Here is a 23,564-nt window from a genome sequence, read left to right as displayed (position 1 = left end):
TGCCCCGCCGCCGGGCGGGGAAACGGCGGGGAACGGGAACGGCCCGGCCCGGGCGCGCACCCCCGTGGCGCGCCCGGGCCGGGCCGGGTCCGACGGACCCCTGGCGGGGGTCAGTCGGTGGCGATGGCCTTCAGGACGTTCATCCGGCCGGCCCGGAACGCCGGGACCAGCGCGGCCAGCAGGCCCACCACCGCCGAGCCCAGGAAGACCGAGACGATCGTCGGCCAGGGGATGTCCAGGACGCCGAGGCCCTGGAGGGCCAGCAGCTTCTGGGCCGTGGCGCCCCACGCCATGCCGAGGCCGAGGCCGAGCAGGGCGCCGAAGAGGGCGATGACGACCGACTCCAGGCGGATCATGCGGCGCATCTGGCGGCGCGAGAGGCCGATCGCCCGCAGCAGGCCGATCTCCCGGGTCCGCTCGACGACCGACAGGGCCAGGGTGTTCACGACGCCCAGCACCGCGACGACGATCGCGAGGGCCAGCAGGCCGTAGATCATGTTGAGCAGCTGGCCGACCTGGTCCTTGATGAGCTTCTTGTAGTCGGACTGGTCACGGACCTTGATCTGCGGGTACTGCTCCACGGACGCCTTGAGCGCGGTGGCCGCCTCCTTGGTCTGCCCGTCGGCGGCCTTGGCCAGCACCATGCCGGTCAGCGGCATCTTGTCGGCGGGCAGATAGGTCCGCGCGGTGGCGATGTCCGTGTACATCGCGCCCTTGTCGATGCTGGTGTCGTCCGAGGTGACGGCCTTGACGGTGAGCTGAGCCGGCCGCCCGTCGACCATGACGACCTTCAGCCGGTCGCCCAGCTTGATGCCGTGGTCCTTGGCGAAGCCCTCGGGCACGGACATGGCGTCCTTGGCGTAGGCGTCCTTCAGGCTGCCCTTGACCGTCTCGGCGCGCACGTCGTCGGCGTAGGTGGGGCTGACCGCGGACAGCCGCTGGGTGGCGCTCTTGCCGTCCGGCGTGGTGATCTTCGCCGTGACGACCGTGTACTCCGTGACGTGCTCGACGTGGCCGGCGGACTTGACCGCCTTGACCACGGCCGGGCTCAGCGGCTGCTGGTTCTCGGACTGGATGATGAAGTCCGCGCCCACCGACTTGTCGAGCTGCTCCGTGGCCGAGGCGACCATGGAGGAACCCACCACCGCCAGCGCGGCGACCAGCGCGAGGCCGATCATCAGGGCGGAGGCCGTGGCACCCGTACGCCGCGGGTTGCGCAGCGCGTTCCGCTCGGCGAGCCGGCCGACGGGACCGAAGACCCGCAGCACGACGGCGCTGAGCACCCGGACGACGAACCCGGCCAGCAGCGGCCCGACGACGATGAAGCCGACGAGGGACAGCAGCACGCCGAGGCCCAGCAGGCCCGAGCCCGCCTTCGCGTCGTCCGCCCCGGCGGCACCGGCCAGTGCCGCCCCGCCCGCGGCGGTCAGCACCAGGCCGATGGCGGCCCGCACCTTGCCGGCCTTGCTGTCGGCCGGGGTGCCCGCGTCGCGCAGCGCGGCCATCGGGGAGATCTTCCCGGCCCGGCGGGCCGGCAGATAGGCGGCGAGGACGGTCACGATCACACCGATGGCGAGACCGGTGAGCGGCGTGGCGGCCTTGATGGTCAGCTCGCCCGTGTCGAGCTTCATGCCCATGGACCCCATGAGCTTCATCAGCCCCACGGCGAGGGCCACACCGCCACCGATGCCCAGCACCGAACCGACGACGCCGAGCAGCAGCGCCTCGACCAGCACCGAACGGTTGACCTGCCGGCGGCTGGAGCCGATGGCCCGCATCAGGCCGATCTCCCGGGTGCGCTGGGCCACCAGCATGGAGAAGGTGTTGACGATCAGGAAGATGCCCACGAGGACGGCGATGCCGGCGAAGCCCAGCAGCGCGTACTTCATGACGTCGAGGACGGAGCCCAGCTCCTTCTTGTCCTCTTCCTTGGTCTCGGCGGCGGTGCGCACCGCGTAGTCCCCGGCGGAGGAGCCGAGGGCGGCGGTGACGCGCTCCTTGAGCCGCTCGTGGCTGACGCCGGAGGCGGCCGTCAGACCGTAGCTGCTGTACGCGCGGGTGCTGCCGAGCAGCTTGGCCTGCGCGGTCGGGGTGTCGAAGTAGAGGACGGCCGCGCCGGGGTTGGTCGTCTTGTACGTGGCGATGCCGACGACCTTCACGTCGAAGTCGCCGGGGACGGCGATCACCCGGAGGGTGTCCCCCGTCTTCACATGGTGCTTGTCGGCGGTGTCGGCGTCGAGGACGGCCTCGCCCGGGCCGTGCGGCTCGTGCCCGCTGGTGATCTCGACGGACTTCTTCTGGCTGTCGTCCCAGTTGGTGCCCACGGTGGGGGCGCCGGAGGTGGGGCTCAGGCTCTTCTTACGGCTGTCGGCGACCGTGATCTGCTGGCTGGTGGCGTGCGGCTCGACCTTGGCGACGCCGTCGACGGCGGCCAGCTTCTCCCGGAGCGACGCCGGGAGCGTCTCCGGCTTGCCGGTCTCCTGGGCGTCGTCCTTCTTCTCGGGGCTGACGCCCACGTCGGAGGCGGTGGACGCGAACAGCTTGTCGAACGTCGCCGTCATCGTGTCGGTGAAGACGAGCGTGCCGCAGACGAACGCCACCGACAGCATGACGGCCACGGCGGACAGCGCCATTCGCCCCTTGTGGGCGAGGAAGTTGCGCAGGGAGGTGCGGAGGACGGTCACGACACCCGCCCGCGCGCGTCGAAGTGCTTCATCCGCTCCAGGACCGCGTCCGCGGTCGGGCTGTACATCTCGTCGACGATCCGCCCGTCGGCCAGGTACAGCACCCGGTCGGCGTACGAGGCGGCCACCGGGTCGTGGGTGACCATGACGATGGTCTGGCCCAGCTCGTCCACGGAGCGCCGCAGGAAGCCCAGCACCTCGGCGCCGGCCCGCGAGTCGAGGTTGCCGGTCGGCTCGTCACCGAAGATGATCTCCGGCCGGGCGGCGAGGGCGCGGGCCACGGCGACGCGCTGCTGCTGACCGCCGGAGAGCTGGTTCGGACGGTGCTTGAGCCGCCCCGCGAGACCGACGGTCTCCACGACCCGGTCCAGCCAGACCCGGTCGGGCTTACGGCCGGCGATGTCCATGGGGAGCGTGATGTTCTCGAGCGCGTTGAGCGTCGGGAGCAGGTTGAACGCCTGGAAGATAAAGCCGATCCGGTCCCGGCGCAGCTGGGTGAGCTTCTTGTCCTTGAGGCCGGTTATCTCGGTGTCGTCGATGTGGATCTGCCCGGAGGTGACGGTGTCGAGACCCGCCAGGCAGTGCATCAGCGTCGACTTGCCGGAACCGGACGGGCCCATGATGGCGGTGAACTGCCCACGGGCGATGTCCACGTCCACGTGGTCGAGGGCGACGACCCGGGTCTCCCCGGATCCGTACGCCTTCACGACCTGACGCGCGCTCGCCGCGACGGCCGTATGCCCTCCACTGCCCCCGGTCCTGGGAATCGATACAGCGGTAGTCACGTGAGTCTCCTCTTACCTGTTCCGTCCGGTGCGTACGTGCCACCGGGCCATGTGCTCAGCCTGCGGGAATGCGGGTACCGGCCGCGATGGTGCTCATCCGTGTATGTGGGGTGGTGCTAACCCCACCCCCGCGCTCAGGCCGTCCGTAAGAAGGCTAAGGAGCGTCCCGGGAACCCTTCTCCTCCTCCGGGACGAGCCGCGCGGAGGAGATTGCGGGGAACGACCCCTAGGGGACGTGGCGTTGCCCGCGCCCCGCCCCGGGACCGCGCCGGACGCACCACCGCGCGCCCCGTCGCCCGCGCCGCGCCCCCACGGACGGCGCCCGCGCGGGGAACGAAGAGCGAAGAATGCGTGAAGCCGTTCCCCGGACAAGACAATTGGGGCCGGAGAGAATTAGTGTTCGGGTTCATGGCCGAGGGGGGCACCGTGCGACCCCCTTCGCACCGGCCGACGGTCTCCGGAGGAAGCAGCCTGTGAAGATACTCCGTACCCGCGCTGCCAGCGTTTCCCGGCAGGGCCTGTGCACAGCCCTGCTCGTCGCCAGCCTCACCGCCGCCGTCGGCGTCAGCCCCCCGCACAACATCGCCGACGCCGACGACACCAAGCCCGGCCCCGACAACCCCCAGGGCCTGCCGCACGGCACGCCGAACCTCACGCTGCCGGACCTCAAGCCCCGCTCCCCGGGCCCGCTGCCCCCGCCGGACCAGCGGGTCGACGGGGGCGACGCCGCCACGGGCATCCCCGCGACGGCCCTGGACGCCTACCGGAAGGCGGCCCAGGCCATGCGGACCGACCGGCCGGACTGCCACATCCCCTGGGAGCTCATCGCCGGCATCGGCAAGGTCGAGTCGCACCACGGCACGATGGAGGGCAGACAGCTGCTGCCCGACGGGCGCAGCGACCGGAAGATCCTCGGCCCCCGGCTGACGGGCGGGCAGTTCGCCACGGTCCGGGACACCGACGGCGGCCGCTACGACGACGACGCCGAGTACGACAGGGCCGTCGGCCCCACCCAGTTCATCCCGTCCACCTGGGAGAGCTTCGCCTCCGACGGCAACGGCGACGGGGTCAAGGACCCCAACAACATCTACGACGCCGCCCTCGGCACCGCGCGCTACCTCTGCGCCGAGGGCCGGGACATGAACAAGCCGCAGGACCTGGACAAGGCCATCCTGCGCTACAACCCCTCCCGCGAGTACGTCACCGCCGTCCTCGCCTGGATGCGGAAGTACCAGTCCGGCGATGTCGCCGAGCTGCCGAGCCTGCCCGGTGGCAGCGGCTCGCAGAGCCCCGCGCCCTCCGGCAGCGCCCCGGGCAGCCGCCCCACGCCGACCCCGCCGAACCGGAAGCCGGGGAACACCCCGGGCGGCTCCACCGGCGGGTCCACGGGCCCGGCCAAGCCCGCGCCGCAGAAGCCGGGTCCGCAGAAGCCGGGTCCGCAGAAGCCGGGTCCGCAGAAGCCCACGCCGGAAAAGCCCAAGCCGGAGAAGCCGGCCCCGGAGAAGCCGACGCCGGAGAAGCCCAAGCCGGAGAAGCCGGCGCCCGTCGCCCGTCTCGACCGCCACGAAGTCGCCGAGAGGTGGCAGACCACCGAGGGCGCGGTCTTCAACGAGAAGGCCGGCGTGCGCGCCACGGACCGCACCGGCAAGCCGGTCGCCGGCGCCCAGGTGACCTTCGAGATCATCGGCGACACCGACGCCCACTTCCCGAACGGCCCCAAGGTCATCAAGGTCACGGTCCCCACGGGCAAGGACGGCGTCGCCTCCGCACGGCAGATCACGGCGGGCGACCGGTCCGGCCCGTTCACCGTGCGGGCCACGACCGACGTCCGGGGCGTCAAGGCCGTCGACTTCTACGCCACGGTCGTGACCCCGCACGCCGACACCCTCACCCAGGTCGGCAACGAGAAGTTCAGGGCCACCCCGAACGGCTCCTTCGCCAAGCGCCTGACGGTCGTCGCCCTCAAGAAGGACGGCACGGCCGTCGACCACCTGCGCCTGACCGCCACGGTGACCACCTCCGACGGCAAGACGGAGGTGACCTCGGGCCCGTACTTCAAGGACGACCGGGGGAAGCCCACCCGCACGCTCGAACTCGGCCGGACCGGCAAGGACGGGCGGCTTCTCCTGCCCGAGCTGTTCACGGACAAGAACACGGGGGCGTACGCGCTAAAGGTGACGACGCCCGACGGAACGGTCCTGGTGGTCCACCTGAACGTCGAGCAGGAAACGGAGAAGGAGCCGGAGAAGGACGGTAAGGCGGGCGGTACGCCGTCCGCGCCGGCCCCGACCCAGTCGGCCCCGTCGGGCACACCGGCGAAGAAGGCGGGCGCCGCGTCCTAGCCTGGCGCCGCATCACAGCCGGGGGGCACCACGTCACAGCCGAAGCCCCGGCCCCCGGTCGCCGGACGGACGGCCTCAGCCGCCGTCCGGCGATCGGGGAACCCGCGCGGCGCCGCCGCCGGGAACCGTCACAGCTCCCCCGCGCCCAGGTCCTCCGCGACCGGCTTCCCCGTCAGCGCCGCGAGGCTGTGCCGCACGTGCGCCATGTGCGCCCGCAGCTCCTCCCGCCGCTCGTCGTGCTCCCGGAGCACCCGCTCCGTGTCCCGGGCCACCCGCTCCTCCCGCACCCGCGCGTGCGAGATCAGCGCCGCGGCCTGCGCCTCCGCGTCCTCCTGGCCGTGCCGCGCGGCCTCCTCGGCCTCCGCGTAGCGCCGCTGCGCCTCGGCCAGCGCGTTCCGCGCGTACTCCTCCATCGCGGCGATCCGCACGTCCAGCGCCGCCTCGCGCTCGGCGATCTCGCGGCCCGCCGTCTCCCAGCGCTCCGCGTGGCCCTTCTCCTGGTCCGCGAGGACGGCCGCCGTGCGCTGCCGCATCTCCTTCAGCGCCGCGAGGGCCTCCTCGCGGCGCTCCTTCACCTCACGGCGCGCCACGGCGCCCACGTCGTCGGCGACGGCCTCGGCCGCCTCCAGGGCCCGGCGCGACCACTCCTCCGCCTCCGCGCGCACGGCCACCGCGTGCTCGTGCGCGGCGTCCCGCACCGCGCGCGCGTGGCCCTCCGCCGCGTCCATCAGCTCGACGGACGCCGCCTCCGCGCGCTCCCGCAGCCCCGCCGCCTCGGCCTGCGCCGTGAACAGCAGGCCCTGGGCCCGGTGCCCGAGCTGCTCGTAGGTCTGCGGCGGGAGCTGGGCCACGACCTGCGCGAGGCGCGCGACCTCGTCCTCCATCTCACGCGCCAGCACGGTCAGCCGGGCGGCGCGCTCCCACGCGTCGTCCCGTCGGCGCGCGTGCTCGGCGAGGGCGCGCTCCACCTGATCAGGACGGTAACCACGGCCCCGTACCACGGAGAAACCGTCAGGAGATACCGATGCACTCATCCTTGAAGCCCCTTTTATCCCGGATATCCGGTATGTGACGCGGTCCGGCGCACATCATTCCTGGACGACGGAACTGCCCGAAACACGACACTCCGCCCGCTTCCTCTGTCAAGGATGCGCCGACCGACGACAGCAGGGCGTCCGACCCCCTCATCAAGGGTCGAACGCCCTGCGCCCTCAACACGCCGGTCGGCCCCCTAGAAGAGACCGTCCCACATCTGCTCGACCAGCAGGGCCCACCAGTTCTCCGGAGACGACAGCGCCGCCGGGTCCAGCGCCAGCAACTGCTCCTGGAAGTCCACGGTCCAGCGCCCGGCCTGCTCCGGCGTCAGCCCGTAGCGCCACCGCCACATCTTCCCGAGCAGAGCCAAAGAGCGTACGAACTGAGGAAGGCTCGTGTTGACGAACTGCGGTGGCACCGGCCCGCCGTCCGGCCCCGCCTCCATCGGAACCGCCACGATGTGCGCCGTGCCGTACTGCACGCACAGCTGCCGCCCGTAGTCGCTGCCCATCACCAGATACGAACCCGCGTCCGGGGCCGCCCGCACACCGCGCTCCGCCGCCAGCTCGCCCAGCGTCGGCACCGGCCGGCCGGGCTGCGCCTGACCCCAGAAGAACGGACCGAAGTCCACCGGCAGCCCCGCCCACACGAGCGTCTGCGCCACGACGTCCGGCACTCCCTGCCGCGACACCGCGCGCTGGTCGAACCGGAAGACACCCTGCGGACCGAACGACTCCGCCAGCTCCCGCGCGACACCCTCCGGACCCACCGGAGGCACCTGCCGCACCTGCTGCGGATGCGGCAGCGGCACCCGGTTCGGCGCCGGACGGGCCGGGCCGTCCGCCACCTGGTGCAGCTCGCCCTGGTGCTCCACCAGGTGCCGCACGCCCTGCTGCCGGGTCGCGTGGTCCCGCCCGTACGCGGCCGTGTGGCTCACCCGCACCTGCGGCCAGGTCTCCCGCACCATGCGGGCGCAGTAACCGCCCGGCAGATCGCACGACTCCAGCTCCGTGTGCAGCTCCAGCACCTGCTGCGGCGGTACGTTCATCGCCCGCAGCTCGTGCAGGATCTGCCACTCCGGGTGCGGCGTGCCCGGCGCGCTGCGCCGGATCAGCTGCTGCTCCGAACCGTCGGGGGCGCGGTAGCGCAGCACGGCCATATAGCCGGGCCCGACCGTCGGCAGCCCGGAGGGGGCTTGCGGATAGCCGTACGCGCCGGGCGCACCGGGCGGCACGGGAGCGGCGGGGGCGTGCGGAGCCGCCGGCGCGCCGGGTGCGCCCGGCGGCGTCGGGGCCCCGGGGGCACCGGGACCGGCGAGCATCGTCGCCGCGGCGTGCACCCCTCCGGGCCCCTGCGGGCCACCAGGGGCGCCCGGAGGCACGGAACCGCCCGTGGCGGGCCGGCCCGGCGCGCCGGGGGCACCCGGGGCGCCGGGCGCGTGCGGGGCTCCCGGCGCGTGCGGCGGCTGCCCCGGAGCGCCCGGGGCACCGAGGGCGCCGGGGTCCGCGAGCATCGTCGCCGCGTAGTGCACACCACCGGCCGGCGGGTTCGGGGCGGCGGGCGCGCCGGGCGCCTGCGGCGGCTGACCAGGGGCCGCGGGGCCCGTCGGAGGAGCCGGAGCGGCGGGCGCGCCCGGGGCGTTGGGGTCCGCGAGCATCGTGGCGGCGTAGTGCGCGCCACCGGGCGGCGGGGTGCCGCCCGCGGGCCGCGGAGGCTGCCCGGGAGCGCCGGGGGCGCCCGGCGGGCCCGGCGGCACGGGGGCACCCGCGCCGGGGCGGCCCGGGGCGCCGGGCGGACCGGGCGGAACCGGAGCCCCGGCTCCCGGAGCGCCGGGCGCGGCCGGGGCGCCGACGGCCTGCCCGGGGCCACCGGGAGCACCGGGCGGCACGGGTGCGCCCGGGGCACCGGCACCGGGAGCACCGGCCGGAGCGGGCGGGGCGAGGCGGCCCGTCGGGTCGTCGATGGCCGGCGCGATCGCTGTCGGCGGCAGCGCGCTGCCCGCGGCCATCAGCGCCGTCTTGGCGTCCGGCCGGACGCTCGGCGCGGGCGCGTCGTCCTCGTCGTCCGTACCCGACAGCGCGGGCGCCAGCACCGTGGCGGGCAGGCCCACGGAACGATCGGCGTCGTCGTCGGCCACGTTGGTGTCCGCGTCGGCCCACGAGACCGCGCCGAGGGGCTCCGCGGTGCCGTCCCCCGCACCGGACGGACCGGCCGGGGAACCGGCCTGCGGGTCCGCCCAGGGGCTCGCCACCGGGCCGGTCGCCGAGGCGTCCGTGCCCGGCCCCGAGGCCGTGTCACCCGTGCCCGAGGCAGCGGTGGACACCGCGAGGGAGCCTGCCGGACCGGTGGGCCCGGCCGACGCGTCCTCGCCCCGCACCTCGGCGGAGGGCACCGGAGCGGGAGCCGGAACCGGAGCGGCCGTACCCCCGGCGGGCGTCGCCCCAGAAGCTCCGGAAGCCCCAGAAGCCCCGGAAGCCCCGGGACCTCCGGAAAACCCGGAAGCACCCGAAGTCGCCGCGGCCCCGGACGTACCCGAAGCCCCCGGACGCCGGTCGGGGATCCCGATCGCGTCCGCCGCGTCCTGCAACCACTGAGGCGGACTCAGCAGGAACGACGTCGCCTCCAGGTCCAGCCGCTTCGGCGGTTCGTCCGCCACCGGCGCGGGCTCCTCCACGACTCCGTACTCCTCCTCGTACCGCCGGATCACCTCACCGACCGGAAGCCCCGGCCACAGCGTCGTCTCCCCGCTGTCCCGGGCGATCACCAGACGGGCGTTCCCGCCGTCCGACGTCGGCCCGTCCTCCCGGTCCTCCGCCCAGACCACGAAGCCCAGGTCGAACTCCCGTACCCGCACCTCCCGGTGCTGGTACGCCGGGACGTCACCGTTGACCCACCGCTCCGCGCGCTCCTGCGCCTGCGCGAACGTCACCATCCCGCGCTCACCCCTCCACCGGGACGGCGTACGCGAAGCCACCGTCGACCATCAGGTTCGCGACGGTCTCCAGCTCCGGCGGCCCACCGGCCAGCCGCGACAGAAACGCGTCGAAGTCCTCACCGCACGGCAGCAACAGCCGCTCCACCCGCTCGTGCACCGTCCATCCGTCCCGGTCCCGGGCGTCGTCGTACGGGCAGAACCACACCGAACCGATCGCCTCGCCCTTCACCTTCACCGCGAGGACGCCGCCCTGCACGAAGGCCACGCCCAGATAGTCCTTGGTGAAGTGGTCACGCAGACACTTGTTCACGTACACGAGGTCGTTGACCGCCGCCTCGTCCCGCACCGTGAAGAACGGCTGGTCCACCAGCAGGCCCAGCTCGGCGTCCAGCGCCGCGCCCACCGGGGCGCAGCCGCCCGCGGCCTTCAGGAACGCGCGGTAGGCGCCCGGCAGCCGGTAGCCGAGGTCCTCCTCGACGCCCTGCACCTGCTCCTCCGTCACCGCCAGGTCCCGGTGCGGCAGCGCGAAGTGCACCGGCCGGGTCTCCTGGAGCGGCCGGGTGCCGCGCTTGTCCTGGTCCACGGCGGCCGTCGCCAGCCCGCCGTGGTGCCGCAGCAGCGCCTTCACCTCGGCCGGGACCAGCTCCAGCCGGCGCGTGCCCGCCACGTGGTGCCAGGTCCAGCCGTGCGGCGTCGCCACCAGCGGCATGCTCGCCCACAGCTCGTGGCCCTCCGCGTGCAGGGCCGCGTTCGCCGACACGTAGTCGGTCAGCCGCAGCTCGTCGACACCGAAGCCCTCCGGCGGCTCGGCGATCTCCGCCGCGGCCCGCGCGTAGGGCGAGAAGTCCGGAAAGCCGTCGTCGTCCACCCGCACGCCCTTGGGGTAGCGGCCGGCCCTCACCGGATCCGGGAAGTGCACGACCTGCCCGGCATAGGCCGTGTTCGGTGGCGCGGCCTGCTGCCCGAGCCGACCTGTCGTCATGGCGGATGCCCCCTGCTGACTGTGTCCCCTGACGGCCCGGACAGGTGCGGCGGACGCCGCGGGCCACCAGACCCCGGCCGCGCCACGGGGCGGCCCGGCCCGTCGGTGTCCCCATGGCCGAGAACACTCCTGGTGCGGCACAGCCTATGCGGTGCCGCAAGGAGGACGACGCGCTCCGCGCCCCGTTTGCGGGCGCACTCGACAAGCCCGCCACGCCCGTGGTGCCACGGTCACCACGCGATGCCCCACAGTGATCACCCGACACATGAACACCACACGGCACTCACCCAACCCCGACCTGACTTCCACACCCGCCACCCCATTTGGCAGGCTGATCCCCGCAACAGGGGGATTGCACGGGAGGGAAGAACCACCATGCACACGACACAGGACCGCCAGACGGACGGCACCTCACCCGGCGACCCCCGGCTCAGCTGGAGCGCCACCGAGGACGCCGACCGTCCACCCGCCCTGCTCCACCGCCGCGACGGCATCCTGCCCGCCGTCGCCGCCGCGCTCTCCGTCCGCGGCGAGACCCTGACCTGCACCGGCGGCAAGGCGGAACAACCCCCCGCGCTCCACCCCCTCGTCCAGGACTTCCTCGACACCCTCACCAGCGACCGCCGCGAACGCTTCACCGGCCGCTGCCCCGAGGCGCTCCTCCTCACCCGCTACCTCACCGCCTTCGAAGGCGGCCGCAGCAAACGCGCCTCCCGCAAACCCCTCACCCACGGCGAGGCCCGGCGCGCCCTCAAGCACGCCAAGCTCACCGCCCGCCACATCCGCGAGGACGGCGACCCGCGCCACGGCGGTTACGCGCCCCCCTGCCGCTCCTGTACGGCACTCCTCACCCACTTCGGCGTCCGGGCCGTCGACCCCGCCGCCCCGAACAACGGCAAGGGCTGACCCGCATGCGCGCCTTCGACCGCACCGCCGCCACCCGCTTCCCCGTCGCCGTCGACGCCGCCCTCCGCGAGGCCGGCTGGCAGCCGGGCCGCTGGGACATCAAGGCCGCCGAACACTGGGCCGACGCCCTGCGCGCCCACACCTCCCCGGCCGGCCACCGGCACACCGTCTTCCCCGCCGCCGTCGAGGCGTGGGCCGAGTTCGGCGGCCTCCACATCGCCGCCTCCGGACCCGGCCGGCACATCGCCCCGACCCCCTTCCGGATCGACCCCCTCCACGGCCTGCACCTCGCCCGCACCGTCGCCGACCTGGGCCGCGCCCTCGGCACCGACGTCTGCCCCCTCGGCCAGGAAGCCGACGGACAGGCACTGCTCACCATCGACGCCCACGGCCGCGTCTACAGCCTCGACCACACCGGCGACTGGTACCTCGGCTCCGACATCGACCGCGCCATCGGCGCCCTCGTCACCGGCATCCGCCCCTCACGCCTCTCGGCGGGGCCGCGCGCGTAGGACACGCGACGCCCGTACGCACCTCCTCCGGAGCCACCCACAAGGGCGCCTACCAAGGGCGAGAACCAGCCAAAACCAGGGCGAAAACCGGTCGAATCACCAACCGGCCCCCTGGAGCCCGAACCGGACCACCCGCCCCGTCGTTAAACCGGCACCACACGCACCCCGCGCCGGATCCCTCCGCGGGCGGCACGTCAGGCGCGCACGCCACCACCCTCGGGAATCACCGCCGAGACCCGGAAGCCCCCCGCGTCCGTGGCCCCCGACACAAAGACCCCGCCCAGCGCCGAGACCCGCTCCCGCATCCCCACCAGACCGTTGCCACCACTCGGCAACCCGGCGTCCGCCGCCCCGCCTTCCGACGGGCCGTTCTCCACCTGAAGCGCCACCTCACCCTCACGGTGCGCCAGCCGGACTATCGCCTTCGCGCCCGGCGCGTGCTTGTGCACGTTCGTCAGCGCCTCCTGCACCACCCGGTACGCGGTCCGCTCCACCCGCGCCCCGTACCGCCGCTCCTCACCCTCCACACACAGCTCGACGACCATCCCCGCCGCACGCGACTGCCCGACCAGGTCCTCCAGACCGTCCAGGCACGGACCGTCACCCATCCGGCCGTCATCACCCACCGGCACCCCACCGGCACCGGCCACCGACACCCGCGCCGACGCCGCGGCCGCCACCTCCGCCAACCGCCGCGGACCCGCCGCGGCCGACGGACCCACCAGCGCCTCGCCGGAGGACGTCCGCAGCACACCGAGCATCTCGCGCAGCTCCGTCAGCGCCTGCCGCCCCATGTCCCCGACCAGCCCCGCGTTCTTCGACGCCTTCTCCGGATCCTTCAGCGCCACCGCCTGGAGCGCCGCCGCGTGCACGACCATCAGCGACACCCGGTGCGCCACCACGTCGTGCATCTCCCGCGCGATCCGGGTCCGCTCCTCGTTCCGCGCCCAGACGGCCCGCTCCTCGGCCCGCTCCGCCAGCAGCGACAGCTCCCGCTCCAGCCCGTCCGCCCGCTCCCGCAGACTCTCCACGAGCCGGCGCCGCGCCCCCACGTACAGACCCGTCAGCACCGGCGGAGCGGACACGCCCAGCGACATCAGCACGGCGAAGAACGTCACCAGCCAGGTGCCGGGCCGGTAACCGTCCTCCGCCAGATCCTGGTCGAACCGGACGAACACCACGATGAACGTCCCCACGACGGACGCCCCCGCCAGCACCACCGTCAGCCGCCGCGGCACATCGGACGCGGCCAGCGTGTACAGCCCCACGATCCCCAGCAGCAGCCCCATCTCGGCCGGCGTGATCGCGATCGCCACCAGCACGACGGCTATCGGCCACCGCCTCCGCAGCACCAGCGACGCCCCGATCGGCACCCCCAGCACCAGCCCCAGCGCCCCCGGCGCCCCGACCTGATGCGCGAACCCGACCCCCTCGGCCGCGCACTCCAACGCCGACAGCAGTCCCAGCACGACATCCAGCACCAGACTCCGCCGCCGCGCCCACCACCACGGCCCTTCGGGCGCGCCCCGCGCGCCCACTTCCGCGATTGCCCCCGTTGTGGTCATACCACCCAGACTACGGGCGGTCGCCACCGGTTTTCCTGTACGTGCGGCAGCACGGGACGCGTGCGATTGGGGGTGAAAGGCACCACTTTCCCTCGAACTATTGAATCGATTCGTTTTTCGTCATACATGCGTCCGTGCGCCACGAGCATGGACGCATGGTCCAAGCGAAGACAGAGCTCCGGGCTCGCGCCCGGGAGCTACGACTGGCAGGGAAGACGTACAACGAGATCGTCGCGGAGCTGGGGGTGGCGAAGAGTTCGGTGTCACTGTGGGTGAGGGACTTGCCGACGCCCGCGCCACGAGCGCGCGAGCACTGCCGCGCGATGGCGGAGGCCCGCTGGGCGCCGTACCGCAAGGCCCGGGACCTGGAGCGCCAGGCGACGAAGACCGCCGCGACGAACGAGATCGGCGAACTCACCGACCGCGAACTGTTCCTGCTCGGAGTCGGTCTCTACTGGTCCGAGGGCTCCAAGAGCAAGGCTCACCGCCCCCAGGAAGTGGTCATCTTCATCAACAGCGACCCCAGCATGATCGATGTCTACCTCGCGTGGCTCGGACTGCTGGGCGTCGAGCCGGAGCGCCTGCGGTTCCGCGTGATGATTCACGAGTCCGCCGACGTGGCAGGAGCGGAGCGGTTCTGGGCGGAGCGGGTCGGCGTCGAGGCCACCAGCCTCGACAGGACGACCCTCAAGAAGCACAACCCCAAGACCGTCCGCAAAAACGTCGGCGAGAACTACCGGGGCTGCCTCGTGGTGCGCGTCCTGGGCGGCGCCGACCTATACCGTCGCATCGAAGGCTGGTGGTGCGGCATAGTGTTGGGTGCCAAGCGGACCGCTTAGCGAAATGCCCCTTTTAGGGTGGCTTGCCATCCCCCATGGTGTAATCGGCAACACTGCTCACTTTGGATGAGTTATTCCAGGTTCGAGTCCTGGTGGGGGAGCTCAAAGTTCGAATCCTCGGGTCCTGACCTCCAGGTCAGGACCCGCCCGCGTTTCGGCGTGTAAACGCACCGGTATCCTTCGGATGTCCACCACCCGAAGCCGAAGGGCACACCCGTGAGCGCCAACCGCCCGGCAGCCGTCGTCGTCCTCGCAGCGGGTGAGGGCACCCGCATGAAGTCGGCGACCCCCAAGGTCCTGCACGCCATCTGCGGCCGCTCTCTCGTCGGACATGTCGTCGCCGCCTCCCGCGAGCTGGACCCCGAGCACCTCGTGGTGGTCGTCGGGCACGCCCGCGAGAAGGTCGTCGCGCATCTGGCGGAGACCGACCCCGAGGTCCGCACCGCCGTGCAGTACGAGCAGAACGGCACCGGCCACGCCGTACGCATGGGCCTGGAGGCGCTCGGTGACAGCGGGATCGTCCTCGACGGCACCGTGGTCGTCGTCTGCGGCGACACCCCGCTGCTGACCGGCGAGACCCTGCGGAAGCTCAGCGACGCCCACGCCGGCGACGGCAACGCCGTCACCGTGCTGACCGCCGAGGTCCCGGACTCCACCGGCTACGGGCGCATCGTGCGCGACGAGGCGACGGGCGCCGTGACGGCGATCGTCGAGCACAAGGACGCCACCGACGCGCAGCGCGCCATCCGTGAGATCAACTCCGGTGTGTTCGCGTTCGACGCCCGTCTGCTGGTCGACGCCCTCGGCAAGGTCCGCACGGACAACAGCCAGGGCGAGGAGTACCTGACCGACGTCCTGGGCATCCTGCGCGAGGCCGGTCACCGGGTGGGCGCGGCCGTGGCCGGGGACCACCGGGAGATCCTGGGCATCAACAACCGCGTCCAGCTCGCCGAGGCGCGCAAGCTGCTCAACGAGCGGCTGCTGCACACGGCGATGATGAGCGGTGTGACGGTCGTCGACCCGGCCTCCACCTTCGTCGACGTGACGGTGACCTTCGGGCAGGACGTGCTGGTCCACCCGGGCACCCAGCTGCTGGGCACCACCCACCTGGCGCAGGACGCCGAGGTGGGTCCGAACAGCCGGCTGAAGGACACGACGGTCGGCGAGGGCGCGGTCGTGGACAACACCGTCGCGGACGGTGCCGTGATCGGCGCGGGCGCGAACGTCGGCCCGTACGCCTATCTGCGGCCCGGCACCCGGCTGGGGGCGAAGTCCAAGGCCGGCGCGTACGTCGAGATGAAGAACGCCGTGATCGGCGAGGGCACCAAGGTGCCGCACCTCTCCTACGTCGGCGACGCCACGATCGGCGAGTACACGAACATCGGCGCGGCGAGCGTCTTCGTGAACTACGACGGTGTGAACAAGCACCACACGACGATCGGCTCGCACTGCCGGACCGGGTCGGACAATATGTTTGTGGCTCCGGTCACGATCGGGGACGGCGCCTACACGGCGGCCGGCTCGGTCATCACCAAGGATGTGCCCCCGGGTTCGCTGGCCGTCGCACGTGGGCAGCAGCGGAATATCGAGGGCTGGGTTGCGCGTAAGCGCCCCGGGAGCGCAGCCGCACAGGCCGCTTCCGCTGCTGGTCGAGACGGTCGCGACGAGTCCCCGGAGACCGACGGCGGACAGTGACCGTGACACGGGGGCGCCGTGCGGGGCGTACCGTGATAAGCGCACACAAAGCGACATCCAAGGAGACTGTGCTGTGACCGGGATCAAGACGACCAGCGAGAAGAAGCTGATGCTCTTCTCCGGCCGCGCCCACCCCGAGCTTGCCGAGGAGGTCGCGCACCAGCTGGGCGTAGGCCTGGTCCCGACCAAGGCATTCGACTTCGCCAACGGCGAGATCTACGTCCGCTTCCAGGAGTCGGCGCGCGGTGCCGACTGCTTCCTGATGCAGAGCCACACGGCTCCCATCAACAAGTGGGTCATGGAGCAGCTGATCATGATCGACGCGCTGAAGCGCGCGTCGGCCCGCTCCATCACCGTGGTCGTGCCGTTCTACGGCTACGCCCGTCAGGACAAGAAGCACCGCGGCCGTGAGCCGATCTCGGCCCGTCTGGTCGCGGATCTGTTCAAGACCGCGGGTGCGGACCGGATCCTCACGGTCGACCTGCACACGGACCAGATCCAGGGCTTCTTCGACGGCCCGGTCGACCACCTGTTCGCCCTGCCGATCCTCGCGGACTACGTGGGCGCGAAGGTCGACCGCGACAAGCTGACGGTCGTCTCCCCGGACGCCGGCCGCGTGCGCGTCGCCGACCGCTGGTGCGACCGTCTGGGCGCGCCGCTGGCGATCGTCCACAAGCGCCGTGACAAGGATGTCGCCAACCAGGTGACGGTGCACGAGGTCGTCGGTGATGTGAAGGGCCGCGTCTGCGTCCTGGTCGACGACATGATCGACACCGGTGGCACCATCTGCGCCGCCGCGGACGCGCTGTTCGCGAACGGTGCCGAGGACGTCATCGTGACGGCCACGCACGGTGTGCTCTCGGGCCCGGCGGCGGACCGTCTGAAGAACTCCAAGGTGAGCGAGTTCGTGTTCACCAACACCCTGCCGACGCCGGGTGAGCTGGAGCTGGACAAGATCACGGTGCTGTCGATCGCGCCGACGATCGCGCGCGCGGTGCGTGAGGTGTTCGAGGAGGGTTCGGTCACGAGCCTCTTCGAGGAGCAGGCGTAACAGCCCTCTTCTCCTCACATCCGATCGTCTTCTGATCGATTTCTGGGCGGCCTCCCCGCCGGGTACACTTCTCGAGTTGCTCGGCGAGGGAGGCCGCACTGGTGTGCGGCGGTCCGTTATCGACGCGCTCTTCGTAGCAGGTCTGTCGTGGGCCGGGTGACGGCCGTCAGATCTTTTCGCTTACGAGGAGTGCTCATGTCCGAGATCAAGATTCCCGCGCAGACCCGCACCGAGTTCGGCAAGGGCTTCGCCCGCCGCGCCCGCGTCGCCGGCCAGGTTCCCGCCGTCGTCTACGGCCACGGCTCCGAGCCGGTCCACGTCACCCTGCCGGGCCACGAGCTGATGATGGCGCTCAAGACCCCGAACGTCCTGCTCTCCCTGGACATCGAGGGCCGCGACGAGCTGGTCATCCCCAAGGCCGTCCAGCGTGACGCGCTCAAGGGCTTCCTGGTCCACGTCGACCTGCTGGTCGTCAAGCGTGGCGAGAAGGTCACCGTCGAGGTTCCGGTCCAGACCGAGGGTGACCTGGCCCCGGGCGGCAACCTGCTCGAGCACACCCTGACCGCCCTGCCGGTCGAGGCCGAGGCCACCCACATCCCCGAGGCCGTCGTCGTCTCCGTGGCGGGCCTGGGTGCCGGTGCCTCCGTCCTGGCCAAGGACGTCGTCCTGCCGGCCGGTGTCTCCCTCGCCGTCGACGCCGACGCCGTGGTCCTGCACGTCGTCGCCGGCCAGTCGGCCGCCGAGGAGACCGCCGAGAGCACCGAGGCCTGATCCTCGCCCTCACCGGCTTTTTCTTTGCGACCGCCGTCCCGCTCCACCGGAGCGGGGCGGCGGTTGGGCTATGAAGGAGATATGCAGATGACGGACGACTCCAGCCCCTGGCTGATCGTGGGTCTGGGCAACCCCGGTCCCGAGTACGCGGGCAACCGCCACAACGTGGGCTTCATGGTCGCGGACCTCCTCGCGGAGCGGCTGGGCGCGAAGTTCAAGACGCACAAGGCGCGGGCGCAGGTGGTCGAGGGGCGGCTGGGCGCGCCGGGGCCGTCGAGTCGGCGGGTCGTGGTGGCGAAGCCGATGTCGTTCATGAATCTGTCGGGCGGTCCGACGGCCGCGCTGCGGGATTTCTACAAGGTGCCGGTGGAGCGGATCGTCGCCGTCCATGACGAGCTGGACATCGACTTCGGGCAGCTGCGGCTGAAGCTGGGCGGTGGTGACAACGGCCACAACGGTCTGAAGTCGATCACGAAGGCGATGGGGCCGGACTACTGCCGGGTGCGTTTCGGCATCGGGCGGCCGCCGGGCCGTATGCAGGTCGCGGATTTCGTGCTGAAGGACTTCTCGTCGGCGGAGCGCAAGGAGCTGGCGTTCGAGGTCGACCGGGCGGCGGACGCGGTGGAGACGCTGATCGTGGACGGTCTGGAGCGTGCTCAGGGGACGTACAACTCCTGACGGTGTCGTTCCGTGTATGCCGAAGGGCCCCTCCGTGGAGGGGCCCTTCGGCATACGCGGTGGGGGTCAGCCTGTGTTGCGGAGGCCGGCGGCCACGCCGTTGACGGTGAGCAGGAGTGCCCGGGCGAGCAGCGGATCGGCGGGCTCGCCGCGCTCGGCGGCCTGTCGCTGGCGGTGGAGGAGGGTCACCTGGAGGTAGGAGATCGGGTCCAGGTAGGCGTCGCGGATGTGGAAGGTCTGCCGCAGGACGGGGCTGGCGTCGAGGAGTTCGGCCTCGCCGGTGATGCGGAGGACTTCCTGGACGGTGAGTTCGTGTTCGGCCTTGATGGCGTCGAAGACGTGCTTGAGGTCGTCGGGGACGAGGGTGTCGACGTAGTGCTGGGCGATGCGCAGGTCGGTCTTGGCGAGGGTCATCTCGACGTTGGAGAGGAAGTTCTGGAAGAAGTGCCAGTGCTCGTGCATCTCCTCCAGGACGGTGTCGAGGCCGGCCTCGCGGGCCGCCTTGAGGCCGGAGCCGACGCCGAACCAGCCGGGGACGATCTGGCGGGACTGGGTCCAGCCGAAGACCCAGGGGATGGCGCGGAGGCCGTCGAGGCCGGCGCCGCTGTCGGGGCGGCGGGAGGGCCGGGAGCCGAGGTGGAGCTCGGCGAGCTGGTCGACGGGGGTGGAGGCGAAGAAGTACGCCGGGAGGTCCGGGTCCTCGACGAGGCGGCGGTAGGCGTCGTGGGCGGCGTCGGAGACGGTGTCCATCGCGGCGTCCCAGCGGGCCAGGGCCTCGTCGGACTGGCGGGGTGAGGTGTGGAGGGCGGAGGCCTGGAGGGTGGCGGCGACCGTCAGTTCCAGGTTCTCCCGGGCGAGGGCGGGGATGAGGTACTTGTCGGAGATGACCTCGCCCTGCTCGGTGACCTTGATCTCGCCTTCGAGGGTGCCCCAGGGCTGGGCGAGGATCGCGTCGTGGGTGGGGCCGCCGCCGCGGCCGACGGTGCCGCCGCGGCCGTGGAAGAGGCGCAGGCGGACGCCGTAGCGGTGGGCGACGTCGCGCAGGCGGCGCTGGGCGCGGTGGATCTCCCACTGGCTGGTGGTGATGCCGCCGAACTTGGAGGAGTCGGAGTAGCCGAGCATGACCTCCTGGACGTCGCCGCGCAGGGCGACGAGGCGGCGGTAGGAGGGGTCGGCGAGCATGTCGTCGAGGAGGCGGTCGGCCTCCTTGAGCTCGTCGGTGGTCTCCAGGAGGGGGACGATGCCGATCTTGGCCCAGCCGGCGTGGAGGTCGACGAGGCCGGCCTCGCGGGCGAGGACGGCGGCGGCGAAGACGTCGTCGGCGCCCTGGCACATGGAGATGATGTAGGACTCGACGACCTCGGGGCCGAAGCGGGAGAGGGCTTCGCGGATGGTGTCGAAGACGCCGAGGGTCTTGGCGCCGTCGGCGTCGAGGGGTGCGGGCTTGGGGGCGAGCGGCCGGCGCGAGCGGAGTTCCTTGGCGAGGAGCTTGCGGCGGTAGTCGCGGGGCATGTCGGCGTAGCGCCAGGACTCCTCGCCGAGGCGGTCGAAGAGCTGGCCGAGTGCGTGGTGGTGGGCGTCGGCGTGTTCGCGGACGTCCATGGTGGCCAGGTGGAGGCCGAAGGCGGCGAGGGTGCGCAGGGCGCGCTCCAGGCGGCCGTCGGCGATGAGGGCGCCGCGGTGGGCGCGCAGTGAGTCCTGGATGAGCTGGAGGTCGGCGAGGAGGTCGGCGGTGCCGAGGTAGTCGCGGCCGGGCTCGTGGGGGGTGTTGCGGGCGAGGCGTTCGCGGGTGTTGACGAGCTTCTGGCGGACGCAGGTGGCCTTGAGGCGGTAGGGCTCCTCGGCGTTGAGGCGCTTGTACCGGGGGCTGATCTCGGGGAGGAGTTCCAGGTCGTGCTGGAGGGAGGTGAGGAGTTCCTCGGTGGCGCCGCTGTTGCGGATGGAGTTGGAGAGGGCGCTGCGGAGGAGGTCGACGAGTTCGAGGGCGTCCGTGATGCCGTGCTCGTGCTGGAGGATCAGGACGTCCCAGGTGACCTGGGGGGTGACGTTGGGGTTGCCGTCGCGGTCGCCGCCGATCCAGGTGCCGAAGGTCAGCGGGCGGGTGGTGGCGGGGAGGGTGACGCCGACGCGGTCGAGCTCGGCGGCGAGGTCCTCCAGGACGTCGCCGACGGCGTTGGCGTGCAGCTCGTCCAGGTAGTAGATGGCGTTGCGGGCCTCGTCGGTGGGCTCGGGGCGGGCGACGCGCAGCTCGTCGGTCTGCCAGAGCAGGTCGATGTTCTCGGCGAGGCGGAGGTCGGTGCGGCGCTTCTCGCCGCCGCCGGCGGCGGGGGTGTCGAGGAGCTCGGCGATGCGGCGGAGCTTGTTGAGAACGCTGCGGCGGGCGGCCTCGGTGGGGTGCGCGGTGAAGACGGGGCGCACATTGAGGTTCTCGACGGTCTGCCGGAGGTGGTCGGCGTCGGCGTCCTTGAGCTGGTCGGCGGTGCGGGCGAGGATCGAGCCCTCGGCGTCGCGCTTGGCGCGCAGCTCGCGGCCGCGGTGCACCTGCTCGGTGACGTTGGCGAGGTGGAAGTAGGTGGAGAAGGCCCGGACCAGCTTGGCGGCCGTGTCGGGGTCCGTCTCGCCGAGGAGGTGGGCGGCGGCCTCGCCGTCGGTGCGGGTGAGGGCGCGGACGCGCTCGACGAGGGCGAGGAGCTCCTCGCCCTCCTGGCGGACCAGGGTCTCGCCGAGCAGGTCGCCGAGGCGGCGGATGTCGGCGCGCAGGGCGGCGCTGCGCTGTGCTTCGTCCGCGCTCTGCCGGATCTCGTCGGCGGCGGGGCTGATGTGGTCGGCACTGCTCACAGGTGCGGCTCCTTGCAGAGTTTCTGAGCACGTCTGGAGGGGTTGCGGACCGCGCTGTCCGGCGTGCACCAGCATAGGTCGCCGTCCGACGCGCGGTTGTCCACAGCCCTCGTGCTCCGGGGCGCCTCCCTGCCATACTTACGAGGCCGTAGGTTACGGACCCGTAGCCATGCCCCGAACCCCCTGAGGGATCCCATGACTGCAAGCCCCGACGTGATCGAAGACGCGCCGAAGGCCCGGGAAGCACCGCTCCCCTCCGCCACGCTGGGTGGTGACAGCAAGCGTTCGGTGGAGCAGATCGCGCTGCTGCTGTTCATCACCGTGCCGTTCGTCGCGCTGCTGGCGGCGGTGCCGCTGGCCTGGGGCTGGGGGGTGAGCTGGCTGGATCTGGGCCTGATGGTGGCGATGTATTACATCGGCTGCCATGGCATCACGATCGGTTTCCACCGTTATTTCACTCATGGGTCGTTCAAGGCGAAGCGTCCGCTGCGGATCGCCCTGGCGATCATGGGGTCGCTGGCCGTGGAGGGGCCGCTGGTGCGCTGGGTGGCGGATCACCGCCGGCACCACCGGTTCTCGGACGCCGAGGGCGATCCGCATTCGCCGTGGCGTTACGGCGAGACGGTCCCGGCGCTGCTGAAGGGTCTCTGGTGGGCCCACATCGGATGGATGTTCGACGAGGAGCAGACGCCGCAGCAGAAGTACGCACCGGATCTGATCAAGGATCCGGCCATCCGCCGGGTGTCCCGCCAGTTCGCGCTGTGGACGTCGGTGTCGCTGCTGATCCCACCGCTGGTGGGCGGCCTGGCCACCTGGTCCTGGCAGGGTGCGGTGACGGCCTTCTTCTGGGGTTCACTGGTGCGGGTGGCGCTGTTGCACCATGTGACGTGGTCGATCAATTCCATCTGCCACGCGGTGGGCAAGCGGCCCTTCAAGTCGCGGGACCGCTCCGGCAATGTGTGGTGGCTGGCGGTGCTGTCCTGCGGTGAGTCCTGGCACAACCTGCACCACGCGGATCCGACGTCGGCGCGGCACGGGGTGCTGAAGGGGCAGCTGGATTCCAGCGCCCGGATCATCCGCTGGTTCGAGAAGGCCGGCTGGGCCTATGACGTGCGGTGGCCGGATGCGGGCCGCATCGACTCCCGAAGGAAGGAAGATGCCGTTCACGCGGCATGATTGACAGCGTGGCGATCGATAGCAATACCACCAGTAACAAGAACCGGGCCTCGGATTCGGGGCCGCGCCGCACCCGGAGGGTGCGGATGACCGGCGCGGAGCGCCGTGAGCAGCTGCTGGACATCGGTCGCACGCTCTTCGCCGAGAAGGGGTTCGAGGGCACGTCGGTGGAGGAGATCGCGGCGAAGGCCGGGGTCTCCAAGCCGGTGGTCTACGAGCACTTCGGCGGCAAGGAGGGGCTGTACGCGGTGGTGGTCGACCGCGAGATGCGCCAGCTGCTGGACCTGGTGACGGGCGCGCTGACGGCGGGACACCCGCGGGAGCTGCTGGAGCAGGCGGCCTTCGCCCTGCTGGACTACATCGAGTCGTACACGGACGGCTTCCGGATCCTGGTCCGGGATTCGCCGGTGGCCCAGTCGACGGGCACCTTCGCCTCCCTGATCAGCGATATCGCGACGCAGGTCGAGGACATCCTGGGCCTGGAGTTCAAGGCCCGCGGCTTCGATCCGAAGCTGGCCCCGCTGTACGCCCAGGCGCTGGTGGGGATGGTGGCGCTGACGGGTCAGTGGTGGCTGGACGTGCGCAAGCCGAAGAAGGCCGAGGTGGCGGCGCATCTGGTGAACCTGGCGTGGCACGGGCTGGACGGCCTGGAGCCGAAGCCGCGGCTGGTGGGGCACCGGCGCTCCTGACCGGGGTCCACCCCCGGGGTCACGGGCGGGGCGCCGCCCGGGCCGGTAGGCGCCCGGGCCGGCACAAGCCCGGGCCGGCAC

Annotated in this window: 17 protein-coding genes and 1 tRNA gene; 11 read left to right on the top strand and 7 right to left on the bottom strand. The window is 72.1% G+C overall.

All coding sequences use genetic code 11. The features are described 5' to 3' along the window. Positions 1 to 110: 110 nt before the first annotated feature. Both LUZ64_RS18530 and LUZ64_RS18525 read right to left on the bottom strand, forming a co-directional pair. Positions 111 to 2,684, bottom strand: a complete 2,574-nt coding sequence (locus LUZ64_RS18530; protein WP_095580599.1) for an ABC transporter permease — start codon at positions 2,682 to 2,684, stop codon at positions 111 to 113. Beyond that, entirely contained in the window at positions 2,681 to 3,469 is a 789-nt protein-coding gene (locus LUZ64_RS18525; protein WP_095580597.1) for an ABC transporter ATP-binding protein, read from the bottom strand. The genes LUZ64_RS18530 and LUZ64_RS18525 overlap by 4 nt, the downstream gene beginning before the upstream one ends. Before the next feature lie 473 nt (positions 3,470 to 3,942). Here LUZ64_RS18525 and LUZ64_RS18520 point away from each other — a divergent pair, with 473 nt between their 5' ends. Next, positions 3,943 to 5,811 (top strand): lytic murein transglycosylase, encoded by a 1,869-nt coding sequence (locus LUZ64_RS18520; RefSeq protein WP_095580595.1) that lies wholly within the window; start codon positions 3,943 to 3,945, stop codon positions 5,809 to 5,811. Positions 5,812 to 5,939: 128 nt separating this feature from the next. Here the strand turns inward: LUZ64_RS18520 and LUZ64_RS18515 are convergent, their stop codons facing one another. The 3 genes from LUZ64_RS18515 to LUZ64_RS18505 all read right to left on the bottom strand — a co-directional run bounded on the left by LUZ64_RS18515 (position 5,940) and on the right by LUZ64_RS18505 (position 10,763). Beyond that, positions 5,940 to 6,845 (bottom strand): coiled-coil domain-containing protein, encoded by a 906-nt coding sequence (locus LUZ64_RS18515; protein ID WP_095580593.1) that lies wholly within the window; start codon positions 6,843 to 6,845, stop codon positions 5,940 to 5,942. 197 nt (positions 6,846 to 7,042) lie between these two features. Beyond that, entirely contained in the window at positions 7,043 to 9,778 is a 2,736-nt protein-coding gene (locus LUZ64_RS18510; protein ID WP_232390162.1) for an SUKH-4 family immunity protein, read from the bottom strand. A 7-nt stretch (positions 9,779 to 9,785) separates the two neighbouring features. After that, positions 9,786 to 10,763, bottom strand: coding sequence for an SMI1/KNR4 family protein (locus LUZ64_RS18505; protein ID WP_095582854.1), 978 nt, complete (start codon positions 10,761 to 10,763; stop codon positions 9,786 to 9,788). A gap of 375 nt (positions 10,764 to 11,138) precedes the next feature. Between LUZ64_RS18505 and LUZ64_RS18500 the strand changes: the two genes are divergently transcribed. Both LUZ64_RS18500 and LUZ64_RS18495 read left to right on the top strand, forming a co-directional pair. Beyond that, complete coding sequence (locus tag LUZ64_RS18500) at positions 11,139 to 11,669, top strand: YwqJ-related putative deaminase (protein ID WP_095582853.1); 531 nt, start codon at positions 11,139 to 11,141, stop codon at positions 11,667 to 11,669. Between the two features lie 5 nt (positions 11,670 to 11,674). Beyond that, the gene (locus LUZ64_RS18495) at positions 11,675 to 12,181 is read left to right on the top strand and encodes an SUKH-3 domain-containing protein (protein ID WP_095582852.1); all 507 of its coding nucleotides are present in this window, start codon (positions 11,675 to 11,677) and stop codon (positions 12,179 to 12,181) included. A gap of 194 nt (positions 12,182 to 12,375) precedes the next feature. On the opposite strand, the gene LUZ64_RS18490 is transcribed toward LUZ64_RS18495, so the two are convergent. Continuing rightward, on the bottom strand, positions 12,376 to 13,746 hold the full coding sequence (locus tag LUZ64_RS18490; protein WP_095582851.1) for a histidine kinase: 1,371 nt from the start codon (positions 13,744 to 13,746) through the stop codon (positions 12,376 to 12,378). A gap of 155 nt (positions 13,747 to 13,901) precedes the next feature. On the opposite strand from LUZ64_RS18490, the gene LUZ64_RS18485 reads away from it, so the two are divergent. From LUZ64_RS18485 to pth, 6 genes are all read left to right on the top strand, one after another. After that, positions 13,902 to 14,585, top strand: coding sequence for a hypothetical protein (locus tag LUZ64_RS18485; RefSeq protein WP_095582850.1), 684 nt, complete (start codon positions 13,902 to 13,904; stop codon positions 14,583 to 14,585). A gap of 29 nt (positions 14,586 to 14,614) precedes the next feature. After that, positions 14,615 to 14,686, top strand: a tRNA-Gln gene (locus LUZ64_RS18480). A 115-nt stretch (positions 14,687 to 14,801) separates the two neighbouring features. Further along, a complete protein-coding gene (glmU, locus tag LUZ64_RS18475) occupies positions 14,802 to 16,280 on the top strand; it encodes a bifunctional UDP-N-acetylglucosamine diphosphorylase/glucosamine-1-phosphate N-acetyltransferase GlmU (RefSeq protein ID WP_095582849.1) in 1,479 nt (492 codons plus the stop codon). Positions 16,281 to 16,353: 73 nt separating this feature from the next. Further along, positions 16,354 to 17,331 carry a ribose-phosphate diphosphokinase gene (locus tag LUZ64_RS18470; RefSeq protein WP_087927776.1) on the top strand — a complete coding sequence of 326 codons (978 nt, stop codon included), beginning with the start codon at positions 16,354 to 16,356 and terminating at the stop codon, positions 17,329 to 17,331. Between the two features lie 195 nt (positions 17,332 to 17,526). Further along, positions 17,527 to 18,102 (top strand): 50S ribosomal protein L25/general stress protein Ctc, encoded by a 576-nt coding sequence (locus LUZ64_RS18465; RefSeq protein WP_095582848.1) that lies wholly within the window; start codon positions 17,527 to 17,529, stop codon positions 18,100 to 18,102. Between the two features lie 87 nt (positions 18,103 to 18,189). Then, a complete protein-coding gene (pth, locus tag LUZ64_RS18460) occupies positions 18,190 to 18,780 on the top strand; it encodes an aminoacyl-tRNA hydrolase (RefSeq protein ID WP_095582857.1) in 591 nt (196 codons plus the stop codon). A gap of 66 nt (positions 18,781 to 18,846) precedes the next feature. Here the strand turns inward: pth and ppc are convergent, their stop codons facing one another. After that, the gene (ppc, locus tag LUZ64_RS18455; RefSeq protein WP_095582856.1) at positions 18,847 to 21,579 is read right to left on the bottom strand and encodes a phosphoenolpyruvate carboxylase; all 2,733 of its coding nucleotides are present in this window, start codon (positions 21,577 to 21,579) and stop codon (positions 18,847 to 18,849) included. Between the two features lie 234 nt (positions 21,580 to 21,813). Here ppc and LUZ64_RS18450 point away from each other — a divergent pair, with 234 nt between their 5' ends. Both LUZ64_RS18450 and LUZ64_RS18445 read left to right on the top strand, forming a co-directional pair. Then, positions 21,814 to 22,794, top strand: coding sequence for an acyl-CoA desaturase (locus tag LUZ64_RS18450; protein ID WP_211305093.1), 981 nt, complete (start codon positions 21,814 to 21,816; stop codon positions 22,792 to 22,794). After that, positions 22,791 to 23,483 (top strand): TetR/AcrR family transcriptional regulator, encoded by a 693-nt coding sequence (locus tag LUZ64_RS18445; RefSeq protein WP_184743493.1) that lies wholly within the window; start codon positions 22,791 to 22,793, stop codon positions 23,481 to 23,483. Before LUZ64_RS18450 ends, LUZ64_RS18445 begins: the two co-directional genes overlap by 4 nt. Positions 23,484 to 23,564: the final 81 nt, after the last annotated feature.

Source organism: Streptomyces albireticuli (genome assembly GCF_021228125.1).
In the GTDB taxonomy this organism is placed as follows: domain Bacteria; phylum Actinomycetota; class Actinomycetes; order Streptomycetales; family Streptomycetaceae; genus Streptomyces; species Streptomyces albireticuli.
The sequence above is the reverse complement of the archived record's forward strand: the minus strand, read 5'-3'. Positions and strand labels throughout refer to the sequence as shown.